The organism is Streptomyces sp. NBC_00285 (assembly GCF_036174265.1).
Taxonomy (GTDB): domain Bacteria; phylum Actinomycetota; class Actinomycetes; order Streptomycetales; family Streptomycetaceae; genus Streptomyces.
The window spans coordinates 25,463-43,021 of the sequence record NZ_CP108055.1 but is presented as its reverse complement, the minus strand read 5'-3'; the positions used below and the strand labels follow the sequence as shown (position 1 = coordinate 43,021).

At 70.0% G+C, this 17,559-nt stretch carries 16 protein-coding genes; 7 read left to right on the top strand and 9 right to left on the bottom strand.

Features of this window, described 5'->3' with window-relative positions; genetic code table 11:
- The first annotated feature begins 142 nt into the window (after positions 1–142).
- On the top strand, positions 143–1,702 hold the full coding sequence (locus tag OHT57_RS00230) for a hypothetical protein (protein ID WP_328743757.1): 1,560 nt from the start codon (positions 143–145) through the stop codon (positions 1,700–1,702).
- Positions 1,703–2,132: 430 nt separating this feature from the next.
- Entirely contained in the window at positions 2,133–2,669 is a 537-nt protein-coding gene (locus OHT57_RS00225) for a hypothetical protein (protein ID WP_328743756.1), read from the top strand.
- A gap of 10 nt (positions 2,670–2,679) precedes the next feature.
- Here OHT57_RS00225 and OHT57_RS00220 read toward each other — a convergent pair whose 3' ends face one another.
- A complete protein-coding gene (locus OHT57_RS00220; protein WP_328743755.1) occupies positions 2,680–2,958 on the bottom strand; it encodes a hypothetical protein in 279 nt (92 codons plus the stop codon).
- A gap of 286 nt (positions 2,959–3,244) precedes the next feature.
- Positions 3,245–4,165, bottom strand: coding sequence for a hypothetical protein (locus OHT57_RS00215; protein WP_328743754.1), 921 nt, complete (start codon positions 4,163–4,165; stop codon positions 3,245–3,247).
- Positions 4,166–4,745: 580 nt separating this feature from the next.
- Between OHT57_RS00215 and OHT57_RS00210 the strand changes: the two genes are divergently transcribed.
- Entirely contained in the window at positions 4,746–5,579 is an 834-nt protein-coding gene (locus OHT57_RS00210; protein WP_328743752.1) for a hypothetical protein, read from the top strand.
- On the opposite strand, the gene OHT57_RS47305 is transcribed toward OHT57_RS00210, so the two are convergent.
- Positions 5,576–6,199 (bottom strand): glycine zipper family protein, encoded by a 624-nt coding sequence (locus OHT57_RS47305; protein ID WP_443053391.1) that lies wholly within the window; start codon positions 6,197–6,199, stop codon positions 5,576–5,578. The genes OHT57_RS00210 and OHT57_RS47305 overlap by 4 nt on opposite strands.
- 772 nt (positions 6,200–6,971) lie before the next feature.
- On the opposite strand from OHT57_RS47305, the gene OHT57_RS00205 reads away from it, so the two are divergent.
- The 4 genes from OHT57_RS00205 to OHT57_RS00190 all read left to right on the top strand — a co-directional run bounded on the left by OHT57_RS00205 (position 6,972) and on the right by OHT57_RS00190 (position 12,348).
- Positions 6,972–8,093 (top strand): hypothetical protein, encoded by a 1,122-nt coding sequence (locus OHT57_RS00205; protein ID WP_328743751.1) that lies wholly within the window; start codon positions 6,972–6,974, stop codon positions 8,091–8,093.
- A 26-nt stretch (positions 8,094–8,119) separates the two neighbouring features.
- Positions 8,120–8,930, top strand: a protein-coding gene (locus tag OHT57_RS00200; protein WP_328743750.1) for an IS5 family transposase whose coding sequence is annotated in 2 segments (ribosomal slippage) — positions 8,120–8,887 and positions 8,889–8,930 — 810 coding nt in all. Because the reading frame shifts where the segments join, the coding sequence is not laid out codon by codon here.
- 497 nt (positions 8,931–9,427) lie between these two features.
- Positions 9,428–10,864, top strand: coding sequence for a hypothetical protein (locus tag OHT57_RS00195; protein WP_328743749.1), 1,437 nt, complete (start codon positions 9,428–9,430; stop codon positions 10,862–10,864).
- Positions 10,861–12,348 carry a hypothetical protein gene (locus OHT57_RS00190; protein ID WP_328743748.1) on the top strand — a complete coding sequence of 496 codons (1,488 nt, stop codon included), beginning with the start codon at positions 10,861–10,863 and terminating at the stop codon, positions 12,346–12,348. The genes OHT57_RS00195 and OHT57_RS00190 overlap by 4 nt, the downstream gene beginning before the upstream one ends.
- 168 nt (positions 12,349–12,516) lie before the next feature.
- Here the strand turns inward: OHT57_RS00190 and OHT57_RS00185 are convergent, their stop codons facing one another.
- The 6 genes from OHT57_RS00185 to OHT57_RS00160 all read right to left on the bottom strand — a co-directional run bounded on the left by OHT57_RS00185 (position 12,517) and on the right by OHT57_RS00160 (position 17,135).
- Complete coding sequence (locus tag OHT57_RS00185) at positions 12,517–13,431, bottom strand: replication-relaxation family protein (protein WP_328743747.1); 915 nt, start codon at positions 13,429–13,431, stop codon at positions 12,517–12,519.
- Between the two features lie 275 nt (positions 13,432–13,706).
- Positions 13,707–14,423 (bottom strand): hypothetical protein, encoded by a 717-nt coding sequence (locus OHT57_RS00180; RefSeq protein ID WP_328743746.1) that lies wholly within the window; start codon positions 14,421–14,423, stop codon positions 13,707–13,709.
- 133 nt (positions 14,424–14,556) lie between these two features.
- Entirely contained in the window at positions 14,557–14,895 is a 339-nt protein-coding gene (locus OHT57_RS00175) for a hypothetical protein (RefSeq protein WP_328743745.1), read from the bottom strand.
- A 43-nt stretch (positions 14,896–14,938) separates the two neighbouring features.
- Positions 14,939–15,973 (bottom strand): phosphoadenosine phosphosulfate reductase, encoded by a 1,035-nt coding sequence (locus OHT57_RS00170; RefSeq protein ID WP_328743744.1) that lies wholly within the window; start codon positions 15,971–15,973, stop codon positions 14,939–14,941.
- A gap of 60 nt (positions 15,974–16,033) precedes the next feature.
- Positions 16,034–16,450 (bottom strand): hypothetical protein, encoded by a 417-nt coding sequence (locus OHT57_RS00165; RefSeq protein WP_328743743.1) that lies wholly within the window; start codon positions 16,448–16,450, stop codon positions 16,034–16,036.
- An 88-nt stretch (positions 16,451–16,538) separates the two neighbouring features.
- Positions 16,539–17,135, bottom strand: coding sequence for a Mom family adenine methylcarbamoylation protein (locus OHT57_RS00160; RefSeq protein ID WP_443053390.1), 597 nt, complete (start codon positions 17,133–17,135; stop codon positions 16,539–16,541).
- Between the last annotated feature and the right edge of the window lie 424 nt (positions 17,136–17,559).

The following is a 17,559-nucleotide window of genomic DNA, read 5'->3' as shown; positions in this document are numbered from 1 at the left end:
CGCAGCTTAGCCAACCACCCCGAAGGCGCCCCTACTATGCCGGCGGTAGCAGATGAGCAGACATCGCCGACGAGAGGACCGATGTGTGACGGCCGACTGGAACACACTGGACTGGACATGCCCCACGTGCACGGCTTCGCGCATGAAGACGTGCACCACGAAGCACGGCCGCCCCCGGCCCACACACCTCGCCCGCCGCCTGATCTCGATCCTGCTGCAGTTCGCCGTACGCCGCGGCCGCAGCCAGCCGCCTACCGAACGCGCCCAGATCGTACGGTCCCTCACCACGGCCCAGGAGTCGGACACCTCCGCCCGCGAGGGCTACCTGTGGCACCAGGCCACCGAAGAGCTGTACCTGTGGGACCAGGTAGTGGCCGACGCTGGCCAGCACGCGGCGGCCGCCGTCGAAGACCACCTCGACGGCGGCGAACTTCGCGATGCAGCCCAGCAGGCCGCACACCGCATCACTCAGGCACGAACCCTCCTACACGAATGGCACGGCGAGCGCGCAGAGTATCCGCTCGACGAAGAACTCCTGGTGCATGTGCTGCGCCCCGCGCCGAGCCTGCTCGCCCGTGCCCGGCACCGCGGCGACCTTCAGCGACTTGAAGCCGACCTCGCTCGCCGGCCCGTCCACCTCGACCAGCCGGGCGGCGCCTGGGCAACGACGTGGCACAGCGACGGCACCCTGACCGCGGACCGCGACGACGGTCTTTGTGTGCGCGGCTGGAGCGCCACCCCCGACGCCGTCGAGCAAGCCCTGCAGTCGTTCGAGGCCACCAGCCGTCACCGCCCACAGGTCACCCTGACCTTGCACGGCGAAAGGCCAGAAGTCCCCGCCGCGGGCACTGACCCACCCGGCATCGATCGGGTGGCTGTCCTGCGCGCTTTCGATGCCGACCTCGCCGCGCTCGACGCCACCGTCACCGCCATCACCCAACTCCAGCAGACCTGGCCCGAGCACGAGATCAGCGATCGGGTGCGCGCAGCCACCAACCAGCTTCAGGCCGATGCGCCGCAGTCACCGTATTTCAACCTCTACACCCGTCAGGGGGAGCACTACTGGGCATTCAGCGAGAGTGCGGCCTGGGTGCGTACCGACGCCATCGTGCAGGCCGTTGATGAGGTCTGGGGCGACTTCGACCGGTCCGAGGCCTCTCGCGGCCCCAGCTGGATGCCCTGGGCCACCCGCGAACTGCTCACCACCGAGCCCGAGCAGCTCGCCGCGTTCGTCCGCCACCACCTTGCCGAGGAACCCGAAATCTCCCTCGGCGTCATCAACGGACCGGCCGGACCGCTCTACAACGTCTCCTCAGGCGGCGCCCATCGCACCCACCTCTTTCGGATCTTGGGCCTGCCCTGGGTGATCGCGAAGCTCTATGCCCGCATCCCGCCCCGACGGTTCGACGTCGCCTCCGTCATCGACACCGCCAAAGGCATGACCGAAATCGAGCGCGTCGGGCGCGGCTGGCACACCCTGCTCGAGCGCGGCCTCCTCCACGGCCGCATCCGCTACGAAGGCCCCTTCGCCGTGCTCGACCTCGACCACGGCCCCGCGCCCTGGCTGCTCGGAGACGCCGCCCTCGCCAGCGCCTACAACACGGCCTACGAGCGCGTGTACCCCGGCGCACTGACCGAACTGGGCATCCCCGCCACCGCCTTGACCGGCCGCAAAGCCTGGGAACAGTGGCTGTACTGCTGACGACCGTCAAAAACGCGGCACGGGCCATCGGCGTAAGCGGAGTACGACGGAATGCTGTGAGTTCCAGGAATGCCGTGTCTGCGGCGACTGCACCAGCGGTTGCGTCTCCGGGGACCGGAGGGCCCCGGGCCGGGCGTGGACGTCCGCGGTCCCGGCTGGGGCAGCGGCGGGTACCTCATCGGAGCCGGATCCGCCGTGGGCGGTACGTGCTGCGTCATCACCAACTCCCGGGCGAGAACACGCGCCGGGGCTGCTGAATGCCGCTCTGCTCCGGCGGCCGCGACGCAGGCGTGCCCTGGTTGAACAGGTCACGGTGGCCGGACAGACCAGCCGCAAGACAGTCCAGCAGGACGTCAGTCAGTGCCAGAGCCACGATCACCGGGGCCTGAGTACCAGCATCAATGTCAGTGCTCGTTCATAGGATCACGGCATGCCTGATGCCTTCACTGTCCTGTGGACCCACGACACGTGCAAGGCCCTGCGTGTGGCCGGGCGTGTGGGCGAGCGGCCTCCGGTCGCGTTCAGTGGCGTCCATTCCTCGCTGCCCGCCTGGTCAGGAGCCGAGGCCGGGGATGAGGTGTATGCGGTGCACGTCAACCGGGGCACGGTGTTTGTGGTGAGCCGGATGCGGGTGCTCGACAGGGAATGGGGCGCCTGTTGCGGTTCCGCCCCCGCATCGTGGCAGGACGAGGCGTTTCCCGGGCACAGCGAGTGGTCGATGCTCGGTGCCGGCGGGTGCGGCGCCGCACCCGTGCACGTGGACGCGACGCCCGTACGCTTCGACGTGCCGGTCCCCGCCGACCTCCTGGCACAGCTCACCTGGCGCAATCGTCGAGGTCAGACCCGCGGACTGAAGCACGTGGTCGACGGGCGTCTGGAGCGCGCGGTAAGCCTCCAGGGGTTCTACCGTCTGACCCCCGAGTCGGCTGGGGAACTGGCGCACGTCGCCGGCAGCACCGCCTCTTGAACCAGCTGGCTCAGGGTGCCGGGTAGGGGTGCGGGTGGCCGCGTCGGACGAAGTCGTTGGCCGATGCGGCGGTGAATCCCAGAGTTCCCTGGCGTCCGTGGGCTTCCAGGAGCATCACGGCCATGCAGACCGTGTGCGCGTGGATCTGGGCGGTCGTCGGGAAGTCCCCCAGTCCGCTGGGGGCCAGTCCTGTGTCCGCGGCGACACTTTTGCGTACCGCGGTCGTCATCATGAACTCGCAGTCCACCGGCGTGAGGGCGGCGACTGTGTCCGGGAGCGGCGCGGACATCGACGGTTCGCCCAGGTCGTCGAACAGTCAGTCGTGGTCCCGTACTTGCCACGCGAGTCCGGCCCTGACCCGCGCCTGGTCCTCGCTGAGGTAGGCCCACATCAGGTCCGTGGCCCGCCGCATCTCCTCCGCCGACGCCGCCTGCTCATCCGCCGCCGTGGCCCTCTTCTGCCGGACCCGTACCGGTCGCGGCAGCAGATTCCACCAGGTTCAGCACAACGAGGCACAGCCCACTTTGCTCCGTCGACGGAACCTCCGCGAGCACCTGCGACACGCTCTCTGCGGGCTACCAGCGGTCTGCGATGGCCTGTGCGGCGTGTTCGACGCCGGGGTCGAGCGGGGAGGCGGCGGCCAGAGCCGCCTGGTCTGTGCGCTGTACGTGGGCGGCCAGGCCGTGGTCGCCGAGGTGGATGTGGCCGAGGAGGGGGATGCCGGCGGCAGTCATGTTGGCTTCCACCGCGCGGACGAAGCCGGGTTCGGGTTCCGCGGCCGGCTGCTGGCGGCTTCCGGTGATCATGCCGAGGAAGGTGGAGGGGCGGTGGTAGAGGAAGTTGAGGTGGCGTTCGCGCAGCAGGGCGGCGCTCTGCTCGGCGGTGAGCGGGCGCTCTTGGCGCTCTTCGGGCAGCACGCCGTGGGTGAGGGTCTCCGCGTTCGGGGCGCCGTTGCCGGCGGCAAGCACGATGAAGTGGTCCACGAGCTCGCGCTGCGGCCAGGTCGGCCGGCCCATGAGCACCACGGTGTCGAAGTGGCGGCGTCCCTGCTGCAGCGCGTCGCGCAGCGGAGTGCGGTCGGTTGCGACGGGGGCGGCGGGAGGCGTCGACCAGGGGACGTGCTGTTCCACCAGGAGCCCGCCCGCCCCCGGGCCGGAGTCGGCTCTCCACACGAGCGTGCTGCGGTGTCCGGGCCACTCCTGCTGCCGTCGCTCGGCGGCCTTCCGTTCCCGGACGCGGCGCGAATACAGCGCCATGTCGGACCGGTACGGCTTGTACTCGTGCACGAGCAGCACGCGCATCCCCTGCCGCGCCCACGCGGCCGCCAGTTGGACCGCGAGCGTGCCGAGGTCGTACTGGTCCTCCAGCAGGAACTGCACGGTGCGCCCGCGGCGGGAGGGCGGGGCTGCCTGGCGGACCTGGGTGTAGCGGACGCCTGTGGCCTGTTGGGCTTTGCGGGCGCGGGCCTTGGGGCCGCTGGCACCGGACTTGGTCATGAGGATCGATCTCCGCTCCAGGGCCCCCGCCGCCCCGCAGAGTCGATGACGCGCAGGCATGAGCGAACAGTGCGGGACCGTCCCTGGAACCCTGGGGATTCCGGTGTCCTTGGCCCGGTGCGTGACCGGTGCGGGGTACCGGACGCGGGCTCGCGGCGTGCGCAGCCTGCCGCAGCCCAGACTCTAGCGGAACAGCAGGTCAGCGACCGGGCCCAACACGCGCACGTTCACGGAGTCGCGGCGGCGGAGGTGTACGGCAGCGTCCGCGATGGTGGCGCGGGCTCGAAAGCCTCGTGTTCAGCCGTGTCCGCGTGGTGTGAGGCCGGCCGGCGCCGACGAGTTGAGGGGAGCTTCGGGCGGTTGGGCACGGGCTCACCCGTGGACGTGCCTGGTTTGGGTCTCCCTTGAGCGGTTGGGTGAGTGTTTGGGGGTCTGGGTGTCAGGATCGGGCCCTGGCTCGGGGGTGGTGTCGGGCGGGTTTTTCGGCGTGAGGTTTTCTGCCGTTCGGGGTTTTGACGTGTGTGGATGAGTGCTGGGGTCCCGGCGGGCCGCTGCATGTTGTTCGCTACTATCCGTGCGCATGACGATGTGGGGGTGGCGGCTGGGTGTCGTGGTGGTGCTGGCGGCGATCTGTGTGTCCGGTCCGGGAGGCCCGGGGGTCATCCGTTCGGCGTCGGACCTCGGCCCTCTGCCGGCCGATCGCTACGGTTACACGCCGCAGGACTACCAGCGATCGCAGCGGGCATCGGCGTTGCTGGTCCGGCTGTGCATGGCGGAGCGTGGCCACCGGGACTTCCCGCTCGATCCCCGCTACCCCAGTGACCCTGTCGTCGCCACTGCGGTCGGCACCGACTACGGTGCCCTGGATCTTGCCGCCGCCCGCCGCTGGGGCTATGGCTGGGACCCGGTCAAGTCCCTGGCCCTCGGGCCGACGGGCCGCCGGATGACCGACGCCGAGTATGCGGACTTTCCCGCCTGCAACGCGGAGTCGAGCCGGCGGCTGCTGCGCGGCATCGACGTCAAGCGGGACTGGCTCTACGCGAGTACGCGGGCGGTCGAGGTGGACAAGGCGGTCAAGCGGGACCCGCGCCTGCGGGCGGCGTGGGATGTGTGGTCCCGCTGTGTGGCAGAGCAAGGATTCACGCGCTATCCCGACCCCGTTGCGGCGTATACGGACAGCGCCTGGCAGCGGGGCAGTGACGGCAACACCCGGCATTCGCAGCGCGAGCGGGCCACCGCCGTCGCGGATGTCATCTGCAAGCGACGCCACCACACGGCCGAGCTCTGGCACGCTGCACGGGCACAGCAGCAGACCCTGGACATCACACGGCACCGCGACCGCTATACCGCCGGGCTGCAGGCGCTGCGGACGTACCGGGCCACCGTCGCCGAGGTGCTGCGAAAGCTCGGCTAGCGGAGCGCCGACCCAAGACCGTGAGGCCCGCGAGAGGACCGGCACTGCGTGGTCAGTGACGGTGATGGTGACTGCGCAGGACGCCGAGGGACGGTTGCGAGGTGACATTGTCGAACTTCCGTGTGGGAGCGGGTTGTTGTTTCTGACGCGAGGCAGCCTGTAGCCCTGACCCGGCCACCGGCCATGAAGGCCCGACCACGGTCACGAAGGGGATACAAACGTGTGGTCGGGGTCGTGGTCGCCCCGACCACGGCCCCGACCACGGCCCCGACCACGGCCCCGACCACGGCCCCGACCACGGCCCCGACCACGGCCCCGACCACGGCCCCGACCGCGGCCCCGACCGCGGCCCCGACCGCGGCCCCGACCGCGGCCCCGACCGCGGCCCCGACCGCGGCCCCGACCGGGGCGTTTCGCACCCCTGGCGGGGTCTTGTTGCGATATGCCGGGTCACCTGGCGATCGGGGTTGGTGGCGCCCGGTGCGTAATGCGGGGTGCACTCCTGCGGGTGTGCGGCCCTGCGGGACTCCCGCGCTGGGGGACTGTGCAGTGGCAGGCGGATGTGCAGTGGCAGGGGGATGCGCAGCCGGCTCCCGAGCATCCGGGTGGGGGCTGCGCATTCACACGCGTACGTGGATTGCGCAGGATCCGCGGCCTGGTGCGCAGTGTCTGCGCACCGGCCCGTGGGGGGTGCGCAGTTGGCAGTGCGTACCGGGTGCGCAGCCGGATCGGATCGTTGTTCGCCGCGGGCGGCGGGGCACGGGTCGGCGGTCAGGCTGCCGGCGTGGGTGGGTTCATTCCGTGCTGGTATCTGTGAGGAGGGTGTTGCGGATCGTGGCAGCGACCACGTGGAGTGTTCCGGGGAACGTTTCGCGGGTTGCGGTCAGGCCGGTGTTCTTCGCGATGTCGTTCCGGTCTGTGGTCTTTCCGTGGTCTTTCCGTGGTTTTGTCCCGGGCTTTTGTGGCGGGCTGCGGCGGATGTGCACCGACTGCTGCGTCGGGGGTGTCGGGGTTGGGGGTGTGCTGTTCGTTACTCATTGTGCTTCTCCAGGTGCTGGATCGGTTCGGAAGGGTTCGTGGTGTCGGATGGGGAGGGCGGGGAGGGTGGTGGAGAGCTCAGGGGTGAGTGCCGCGACGTGATGTGTTGATGTGTGTGTCGTCGGTTCGCGGTACGAGGAACGCGAGGCTGGGGCGGGGGCCCTGGGCCCGCCACTGGGCCGTGCCCGGGATCCGAAGGTTCCGGAGAGGCCGTTCGGCGCCTGGGTGGCCGGGCGCGCATAAGTCCGTGCGGGCGTGGCAGGGGCTTGCTTGGGGCTTGACTGATCGTTTCGAAATGGTTGGTGTTCACATAGCGGCCTACGGTGTCCGAGGTGGTGGTGGCAGGATGCCGGGGTGGAGTCGATCTTGCGTGCCGCCGGTGAACTGTTGGGTGTCGAGTTGTCCGGTCCGGTTGATCTGGGTGGCAGCTCGCGTAGCATCGTGTTGCGTTGTGAAACGGCCGGTGGCGGCAGTGTGATCGTCAAGGCGTTCGGTAACGAGCGGGAGTCCCTGCGCGGCTTCACGGCTGAGGCCGCTGGGCTGTCTCTCGGGATCGCCGGTCCTGAGGTGCTGGGTGTGGACCTTGAGGTTCCCCTGCTGGTCATGGCGGATCTCGGGGACGCGCCTACTCTGGCGGATGTTTTGCTCGGGAGTGATCCGGCGGTTGCGGAGAGCGGGTTGCTGGCCTGGGCCCGCGGGCTTGGGCAGCTGGCTGCCGCGTCGGTGCACCGGCGTGCCGATCTCGCGCGGCTGTGGTCCCGCTACGACAAGGGCATGCTGTCCTGGGGGGACGAGCCGTGGATCGCGCGGAGGGCCACCGATCTGCTCGTGCTGCTCGACGGCGCCGGAATCGCAGTTCCGCAGGGCCTTGCCGGGGAGTTGGCCCGGATCGGGACAGCGGGTGGGCAGGAGTATCCGGCCTTCACCCCGGGCGACACGTGTCCCGACAACAACCTGCTCACCTCACAGGGGCTGCGGCTGATCGACTTCGAGGCGGCCTGCTACCAGTCGGTGTTCCTGACGGCCGCGTACTGCCGGATGCCGTTCTCCAGTTGCTGGTGTGTCTTCACCCTGCCGGCCGGGATCGCCGCACAGATCGAGCAGGCGTATCGCGCGGAGGTCGTCGGTGTGTACCCGGCGCTGGCCGAGGACGAGGTGTGGCAGGCCGGCATGCGGCAGGCCGTAGCGGTCTGGACGGTGGACGCGACGGTGAGGATGCTTCCTCGCACCGTGGAGGACGAGCCGCTGCACCGGACTCGGCGTCCGGTCCCGACGAGGCGTCAGGTGCTGAGGCATCGCTGGGAGATGGCGAGCACGCTGGAGGAGTTCCCGGCGTTCGCGGAGACGATGCGGTTGTTGTTGCGTGAGGTCGCCGGAGGCTGGGAGGTGGCCCCGCTGCCGGGGTATCCGGCTTTCGGAAACCGAGGGGAGAGTCGGTCGTTTCAGGCACCGGCCGATGTAACGACTCCCGGCTGAAGGTATGTCGGGGCAGGATCTGCCGCATGTCTGCCGATCTTGTTCCTGATGACCTGTGGGAGCGGATAGTTCCGTTGCTCCCGCCGCGGCGTTCTCGGCGGTACCGCAATCCTGGGCGGTTGCCGGTACCGGACCGGGTTGCTCTGGCCGGCATCGTCTACGTGCTGCGGAAGGGCGTCGCATGGCGGGATGTTCCTGCTCAGGTCGTCGGCTGCTCAGGGGTGACACGTTGGCGTCGGCTTCGGGACTGGACCGAGGCTGGTGTCTGGCCCCGCCTCCACAACGCTCTCCTTGGTGCATTGAGAGCATGGGGACTGCTCGCGATGGACGACACCGCGATGGACGGCTCTCACGTCCGCGCTCTGAAGGGGGGAGACCCTGTCGGTCCTTCACCTGTCGATCGTGCGCGTCCTGGCTCCAAGCACCATGTGATCGTCGACCAGCACGGCACACCGCTGGCCGTCTTGGTGACCGGGGGAAATCGGCACGACGTCACGCAGCTGATCCCGTTACTGGAAGGGATCCCACGTATGAGGGGATTGCGCGGTCGTCCCCGCAATCGGCCCAAACGGCTGTACGCCGACCGCGGCTACGACTTCGACAAGTACCGCCGCTTGTTGTGGGCGCGCGGGATCAAGCCCGTCATCGCCAGACGCGGGGTCGCACACGGCTCGGGCCTTGGGCGCACCAGGTGGCTAGTCGAGCGCACATTCGCCTGGCTCCATCAGTTCAAACGGCTGCGGATCCGCTACGAGCGCCGTGCCGATCTCCACCAAGGGCTGCTGGAGCTGGCCCTGCGGAATCATCTGCCTTCGCCGACTCCGGAAGGCATTTTGAAACGATCAGTAAGAGGTCAGACCCGAGATCTTCATTGAAGGGCGGGTCACGTCACCGTCTTGGCCAGATGATGCGGGCTGTACCAAGGCGCTGGGACTGCTCGGTGAAGAGGCCCTGGAGTGCGAGCGGCAGGGCCCCCCTCGGCGGTAGGCGATCACCTGACTCTGCCTGTCCGCCGGGCTCCACAGGCCGACCTCGCGGAACGGCCTGCCCGTCTCGTGGCGCATAGGTCGTGGTCGGGGGTGTGGTCGGCCCGGCCATGGGCCGGACCGTGGCAGCCGAGTGCGCATGGTGCCGGATCGTGATGGGTGGTCGGGGGTTGTGGCCGCCGTGGTGGTCGGTATCGGCGGGTGGGCTGCCTGCATGGATCTCGCGCATGTCCCTTCTACCGCAGGTACCGGCCGTCTCGCTTCCGTGAGCGGTGTGGGATGCCCCGGCTGCGGCGCACACAGTGCGCCCAGTGCGCCCAGCGTGTCGAGTGCGCTGGGGGGCGCGTGATGACCGGTGCGCGGATTCGTCGCGGTGTGATGGCCGGGGACCGGTTCACGCAGATCGCCAACGGCCTGTTCCGCGACCACCGCGTCAGCTTCAAGGCGAAAGGCCTCTTCGGATACATCAGCACCCACCAGAACGGCTGGCAGGTGACCGTCGCCGGCCTCGTCCGCTCCGGACCCGACGGACGGGACGCAGTGCGCACCGGGCTGAAGGAACTTCAGATCCACGGCTACCTGTTCCGCGAACGCCTGCGCCGCACGAACGGCACGCTCGGCGAGGCCGTCTACTCCATCACCGACCACCCCGTCTTCGCCGACGCTCTCATGGCGGACGCCGCCACAGCGCTCCACGCGCCGTCGGCACCTGCGGACGGCCGGGGCGGCTACGGCATGGGCATCCGCCGCGGTGTGATGGCCGGCGACGGGTTCACGCAGATCGCCAACGGCCTGTTCCGCGACAGGCGCATGTCCTTCAAGTCGAAGGGCCTGTTCGGTCTGATCAGCACCCATCGCGAGGGCTGGCACCTGACGGTCGCGGACCTGGCCCGGCGGGGGCGCGAGGGTGTGGACGCGGTGGCGGCCGGGCTGGGGGAGCTCGAGCGGCACGGATTTCTGCGGCGGGACCGCGACCGTCATCCCGACGGCACCCTCGGCTCGGCCACGTACGTCATCACCGACCTGCCTGCCCTGCACAACACCAGGTCCGGGCCAGAGTCGGGAAATCCAGGACTGGATAACCCTGCGTTGGCCGGCCGCCCCGCAAAGAACACCAGCAGTAAGAAGACCAACCAGCAGAAGACCAGTTCCCTCCCTCCGTGCGCCCGCGGCGCTCGCACGAGCGGCCGCCCGGCTGTGCCTTTGCAGCGGACGGACACGCCGGCGCGGCAGGATCTCGATCCGGGCACCCGGCTGCTGCTGTCGATCGGGTCGGCCCACCCCGGACTGCTGCTGCAGGAGAAGGCCTTGTACGACCAGGGCCGGGTCATGACCGCGATGCTGGAGGCCGGCTGGAACTCCGCGCAGCTGCGCCACGTCATCACCGGCCGCCCGCTGCCGAACAGGATCCGCACCTCCGTCGACGCGATCGTCGCCGCCCGGCTGCGCTCCGCGCAGCTCTACCCGCCTCCTGCTGCCCGCTTCGACGACGCCGGCCCGGGCGGGGCCTCGTGGACGACGCAGCCCTCCACCACGTCGTCGTCCGCCGCCGCCCGCACGGTCGGCCAGGCGCTCACCTACCGGGCGCTCGTCGAATGCGCAGGCTGCGGCAGGCCCGGTACCGCCCCCGGTGAAGACCTCTGCCCGGCCTGCCTCGGCTGGCCGCTGTGCCGCACCTGCCCAGGCCCCACTCCCCGTCGCGCGCACCCCGACGGCGACGGCCGCTGCGCCACCTGCACCTCCGCCCTGACCGGGACCGGCTTTCTGGAAGCGAGCACCTCATGACAGACACGCTCCACACACCCCGGACGGCACCCCAGCAGCCGCTGCGGCCCTTCGCCCGCGATCCTCGACGGTGGGAGGAAGAACAATCCCGCGCCCTGCGAACCGGCCACGTCTGCACCGGCACCACGTGCACCGGCACCACGTGCACCGGCACCACGTGCACCGGCACAGGCGAGCCCGCGCTCGTGCACGAGCGCACCGGGTGGGGATGGCTGACCTGGACCGTGCCCGGCAACGGCACCCTGCCCGGCCTCCCTCGACAGATCGGGGTCCTCACCCCGGGCGCGACGCTCACACAGCGGCTGGCCCTGCGCCGGCTGACCCGGCACCCCGCGCACCGCATCGCGCCGACCGCCACGAGCCCCGCAACCCTGCGTTTCTCCACCGTCCTCGTGGGGATCATCAGCCTCTTCGCCGCCCTGCACGCCCTCAGCCACGACGTGCCCACCGACGTCGTCCTGCCGGCGATGCTGCTCGCCCCGCTGCTCACCGAAGCCCTGCCCGACCGGCTCGACGACCGGACCCGTGAGCACGTCCGCATCGTCGAAGGAGACGCCGCCTGCCAGTACCTCCAGAGGCTCGCCGCCCTGCACACCAACATCGTCCACGCCGCCGCCGACAGCGACCTCCACGAACTGCACCGCTCGGCCGAACTCGGCCACACCCTGCTGTGGGACGCCGCCGGCCTGCTCCACAACGAGGACACCCGCCCGGCCTCGCCCCGCCTCATCGACCGCGAACGGCTGATGGCCCAGCTCGCCTACCAAGTCGCCCAGACCGTGGAGCGCACCCACGCCGAGCCGCCTCCCAGCGAGGCCGGCCAGCCCCACGGCGGCAACGGCCCGCTGGGCCCGCTCCCGCACGGCTTCGAACCCGCGGCACGGCCAACACCCTCGCCCAACACCGACACGTCACCGCTGAAGGGATACCGACCCATGACGCAGACCCCGCCCGACGACGCAGCCCGCACCACGGACGTCTATCTCCTCTTCGCGCACGAGCCGTACTACCCCGGCGACGGCACCCAGGAGATCAACACCACCCTGGTCACCGCGGCCTCCCTGCTCCACCCCCAGGTGCAACAGCCCGACGGCGCCCGGATTCACGACCGCCTCACCCAGGGACGCAGGCCCGGCGAGATCATCCCGCTCTCCACCCTCACCCACGAACTGGGCGGCGGCGCCCACTGGCCGACGGTCGGCGACTGGGAGAAAGTTATTACCGGCCTCGTGCAGCTCGTCCACACCAGGGAGTGCGACGCCCTCAGCCTCGGCCTCCCCGACATCGCACGCGCCCTCATCACCGCCGCCCCGCACAGCCAGGTGCGCGCCTTCGACGCCGCAGCCGACGAATTCATCGCCTATGGGCCCAAAGACCGTGCCGCGGTTCTCGCCGAGGTCGACAGGTTCCTCGCCGTCCTCGTAGCCGAGCAGGACTTCTGGCCCGGTGACGGCCTGCTGCCCCCACTCTCCCGCCTGAAGTGAGGGGCTGCCGACGCATTGCGGCCCGTATGGACGAGGCCGACGAGCCGGCCGGCCCCTCCAACGGCCCGAAGCTCAGGGGCCAGCAGATCGGCCCAACAGCACGGCGCCCCAGACCGGAGTCCGGGGCGCCGGCTTCCTGCTCCCGTCCGGGGGCCGGCCGTGGACCGATTACAAACCGGTCCACGGGCGGGGCTCGCCCCCAGTCAGCGGCACCCACACCGACCCAGACGGACCGTGCTCTTCGATGTCCTCCAGGACGACGGCTCCGAGCTGGACTTCGCGGGCGAGGGCTGCGACGAGCGGGTGCTGGGTGACCATCGCCTGCAGATCGCTGATTCGGTCGCCCAGCCGGGCCCGGGAGGCGCCGGTGAGCACGAAAAGTAGGCGGGGGAAGAGCGGATACCAGCGGAGCCAGGCCGGGCCGGTGGAGACGGGGCGGCGGCGGCCGACGGGCTGGGCCTCGTACTGGAACAATCTGGCGTACTCGATCAACTTCACGGCCAGGCGCTCGCTGCTCATGGTGCTGCGATCGACCTCCACGAACGCGCGCAGCTTCCGCCGGTGGTCGCCGGTGACGACGGTGTAGTGCATGACGGCGTCGGCCACGAGCCGCTCGCCCTCACCGATGGGGTGAGATACCTCGGGAGTCCAGTCCCACGGACCGTGCTCGTGCCCGAGCCGGCGGGCGTCTGCCGCAAACGGCAGGTGGGACCGTGTGACGGTCAGCGTGTGCGGAGTCTTCAGCGACGCCGCGGTAGTTGAGGTGATGGGGTACGGCGGACGCCCCCGCAGGATGGGGAGATCGCGGGTCAGACGCGAGCCCTCAGGCGTGAGGTACCAGGCGTGCGTACGAGAGCGGGCCGAGTCCGGCAATGGAGTGAGGTCGACGAAGCCCGTGGAGCGCAGGTTGTTCAGCACCCGCGAGAGCAACTGGCGGGAGCCGTCCGGCCGCAGCATCTGGCGCAGCTGGCCGGTCGTGGCCATCCGGTGCAGGGCGAGCGCGGTCAGGACCTGCAAGCGCAATGGTTCACGAGGGCTGGGGGCCAGCTCGGCGGCCGCGACATCTGAAGTGGAACGGGTCATGGAGGGGAGACAACCCTCAGCCCCCGACCCGACCCCCGACCACGGGACCCCGACCAAGGTCACGACCCAAGAACAACGTCGTGGTCGGGGCCATGGTCGGGGCGGTCAGAAGACAGGCGATGGCCGGTCCGCAGCAGCATCTGCCGCTGCGGGGCGTGGTGGCGAACCACGCCATGCCGGCCATCGTGCGACACCCGGCCCGCAAGGGACCAACTCCCAAAAACCGGGGACCGCGTTCATGGGGTGGTGCGCGGAAGTCCGCTCACCACCGGGTACTACCGCTTGGACCGCTGGGCGGCCTGATCGAGGATGCGCCGGCGCGTCCACCGCCGGCGCCCGTTCTGGCGCCCGGCATTCTCGGCAACCCCGTCCGTGTCTTTCAACAGCGGAAGGTTGCCCTGGGACAGACTGCTGGAGAAGGAGCCGACGCTCTTGTACCCCAGCAAGGCGGCTGCCTGGCTCGCCCCCAGCAGTTCGTCGGGATCACCGTCGACGGGAACGTCGGGCAGAGGCGGTGCCTCCCTGGCTCCGGCTCGCCTTCCGCGGCCGGGCCGGCTGGCCATCCACTCCTGCAGGGTCTGCACCTTCCAGAGCTGGCGGCGGTAAGGGTTCTCCGCCGTGCCCTTCTCTTCGACGACGTCCGGTTCGGGGAAGTAACCGGGGTGGTCGCGCACGAAGGTGGTGACCTGGTTGGGGTTCTTGTAACCGAGATACCTCGAGGCGTCCGCCGCGTTCAGCAACGTCTCCGGGGCGAGGGAGGGAGGTGCGTGTTCAGCGAGCCGTGCCAGCGCCCGGTGGGCGAACCACTCGGTGACCTCCGCGTGGTCCCACAGGCGGGCGCGGCCGCGCTTGTCGACAGGCTCGGGAAATGTCTCGCCAGCCGCGTTCTCCGCGCGCTCGGTATAGAGGCCGGTGATCCGTGCGGGTGTCAGGCCCTGTTCGGCCGCGATCTCGGCAGCGTCGGCCAGGCGAGGCTCACGTTGCGAGGTCATGGCAGAACCGTCCGTCCTGTCAGCAGCTAGCCGGCCTGCCCGGCTCGCAAAACAAATAATGGCAGAAGTTTCGGTCGGAGGTCCAGCCCGCGCCTCAAGGTTTCTCCCGGCCGGCCGCCCCACGGCGCACGGCCTACTCCTCGCGGATCAGACAGACACCCCGGCGTGCGGCGTCCGCGGCCATCTCCGTGTAGGCCATGGCGGCCGGCGTCATCTCCCACTCGACCAGGGCCAGCAGCAGGATCACCTCGTCGCGGCCCTGAGAGGCATCACAGGGCATGCCGACGGTGTCCGCGGCGAACATCAGGTCCGCGATGGCCAGCCCGTCGAGACGTGCTGCCACTTCCCGGTGCAGCTCCTGCAGGCCCTGCTGGTACAGCTCGTTCGCCTCGGCCAGGAGCAGCACCAGGTCCTCGCCGTGGCTGGCCGGTGCCGCTGCAGCGAGATCGAGGATGCACTGGGTGGTCGTCATCATGAGAAGTATCCCTCCAGAGGGGCGGTGTGCGGGGTGGTGGTCAGTGGCAGCCGTCGCACCCGGCGGCGCTGTGCAGGAGCTCGCCCGGCCCGGTGCGGGCCTTGGAGTCCCATGTGGGCGGCTTGCACAGGGCGGCGTGGACGTCACGTTCCATCCGCTCGAAGTCCTCGGTCTCCTCAACCACGACGCCGGGGTCGGGGGCATTGCGCCGGCGGGACAACGCGATGAGCTCGGCCATGGTGATGTTCGGGTTGAACGGCACCTGGCGGACGCGTTCGACCAGCGCGCACAGCTCGGCGAGCCGCGGCCGGCGCCCGGCCATCAGCAGCAGATCGCGGTGGTTGGCCAGGGTGCAGGCCGAGCACGAGCAGCGACTGGAGCCACGCCGGTCCTTGGCACCGGGATGCGAGTCGTAGCACCAGTGGTAGGGCAGCCCCGCAATGATCGTGCGCTCCCAGACCTCCTCGGTGCTCACCAGGTGGGCAGGCAACCGCTCGTCGACGACCCGGGCCGAGTTGTCGGTCGTACGGCGCCACATCTCCCGGTTACGCCGGTCCGGGCTCTCCTCGGCCCGCATCCCGAGCATATTCGCGAACATCAGCGGGCCGTCCGTCTCCTTCCTGAGCGCGCGGACCTGGGGAGTGAACGCCTGGTACACCATCTTCGTCTTCCACGGGCCCGTGCACGTGCGGGCCCGGCCGAGCCACGGCCAGTCGCCCCGCTCCGCGATGAAGGTCAGCAGGTCGAACGGCACCCGTTCACCGCCGACTTCACGGCTGCGCCGGACCTCGATATGCCGCTCGGGCGGCACGCCGAGGGCCTGGCTGTGCTGTGCAGCGAGTTCGCTGGCACTCGGCCAGCGAACTCCGTCCACGGTGACGGCGGGCCACTCCATCGGTCCCAGACTCGCGTGGGCGGTCCAGACGCGGTCGGCGACGCCTGCCTGGCGGGCGGCGTCCATCGCGATCAGGCCGGCCACAGGGCCGTCCTTCCCGCCGGAAAGGTTGATGACGATGCGGTGCCGGGTCGCGGCGAACGCAACCAGGTCGGCATACAGGGGGGTGGGGTGCGACATGGTTCCTCTTTCCTGCTGGGCGGGCTAGCGGGCAGCCCTGACGGGGCCGGTCTGGTGGGGCTAGGACTCGGTGAAGTGGGTGCACTGGGCCTCGGGAGGACGGGCTTTGCAGTGCCAGCAGGGCCGCGCCTCGGGGTAGGCACGTATGTGGTGGTGGCACTGGTGTCCGGCGTACGAGCCGCTCGTGCGCAGATGAGTGAGGAGGATGAGGTCGAAACGCGCGAGGGGAGCCCAGCCGGTGACGCCCCGCTGGGGGTGCGGGTACTCGGTGTCTCCGCCGGCGATGACGACGCTGCTGATCGACACGAGCAACTTGTTCTGGGCGGTGTCGACGGCGTGGATGCTGTATCGGGTTCGGTTCCCGGGCCGCGTCGACCAGGGGGCGGTGTCCTTGGGGCCGTGCGCGTGGCCGATCACGGGAAAGCCTTCGAGCTGGTGCACTGAGAGGGTCGGCGGCGGATTCCAGAGGGCGGGCATGGGTCTCCTCCTGGGAGAGCAGGGGAAAAATGGGCGGTGAGACCGGGCGACCGCGGCGGGCGGTACGGACTGCGGGGCTGAACAGCCTTCAGACCGCGATCGGTTCGGGGTCGGGCTGCTTGGGATAGGGCCGTTGAGCGGGGAGACCGAGCTTGATCTGCTCGCGCTCCCGCCGGCTTCGGCCCAGCCGCCATACGTAGCGGTGCGCGCCGCGGTGCCGTACGTTGCGGGCGCCGACCGCGACCAGGGCCTCCCGCAGCCAGACGGCCGGGTTGCACCCGGCCCGCGGAACCGGAGCTCCGAGCGCGATGAGCTGGGCTTCGGCGTACTGATAGCCCTGCTCCTGGCGGCGGATCTTCTGTGCCGTGCGGTCGTGGAAGACGGTGCCGTCCGGCAGGAGCTTCACCGTCCGGGCGGTGGCCCGGCTGGCGTAGACCGCGTTCGTGGCGGCGTAGATCGTGCCGACGTGCCCAGGCATGACCAGAACTCCCGAGGCGGCCCGGCGCGGGACAGGATCCGCGAACGAGACGACTCCGTGTACACCACTGGCGAGCAGGCGGTTTAGGCAGTTCGCGAGGAACCACGACTCGGAATTTCCAGGGCACTCATCCAGCAGGACGAATCGCGAGCAAACCAACGACTCGGTGTACGGCTCCTTCTGCGCACTGTTGGACGCGCTTCCCACAGGTCACGGGCTGTTCTACCTATGAGTCAATGGTGTGACCGACAGGTATGGCGGAGTATGCCCTCCCGCCAGTGGTGCGTCGTCGTCTCGCCGATCCTCGAGGGGCGTCGGCCTGCGGCTCCTCCGGCGTGCGGGCGACGCCGTCGGGACCGTCCGCCGGGAGATCCGGGCGGTGAGGCGCACGACGCTGTATGTGGTGCCGGCCGGGCCGTGGCGTTTACGGACTCCGATCGATGGGCGCACTGTCAGGATCCGGGCCCGTCCCAGGGTGGCTGGCCGCCCAGGCTGGCTGTCGGGACACACTTCGTCGCGGGCCCGGAGGCCGCCGGGAGGGAGCGGCTCCCGCCTCGCCCGTCCGGGAGGCATACATCCCACAACACCACGTATGGACGGGTCTCCTTCGGGCTCCGTATCATCATCGGGC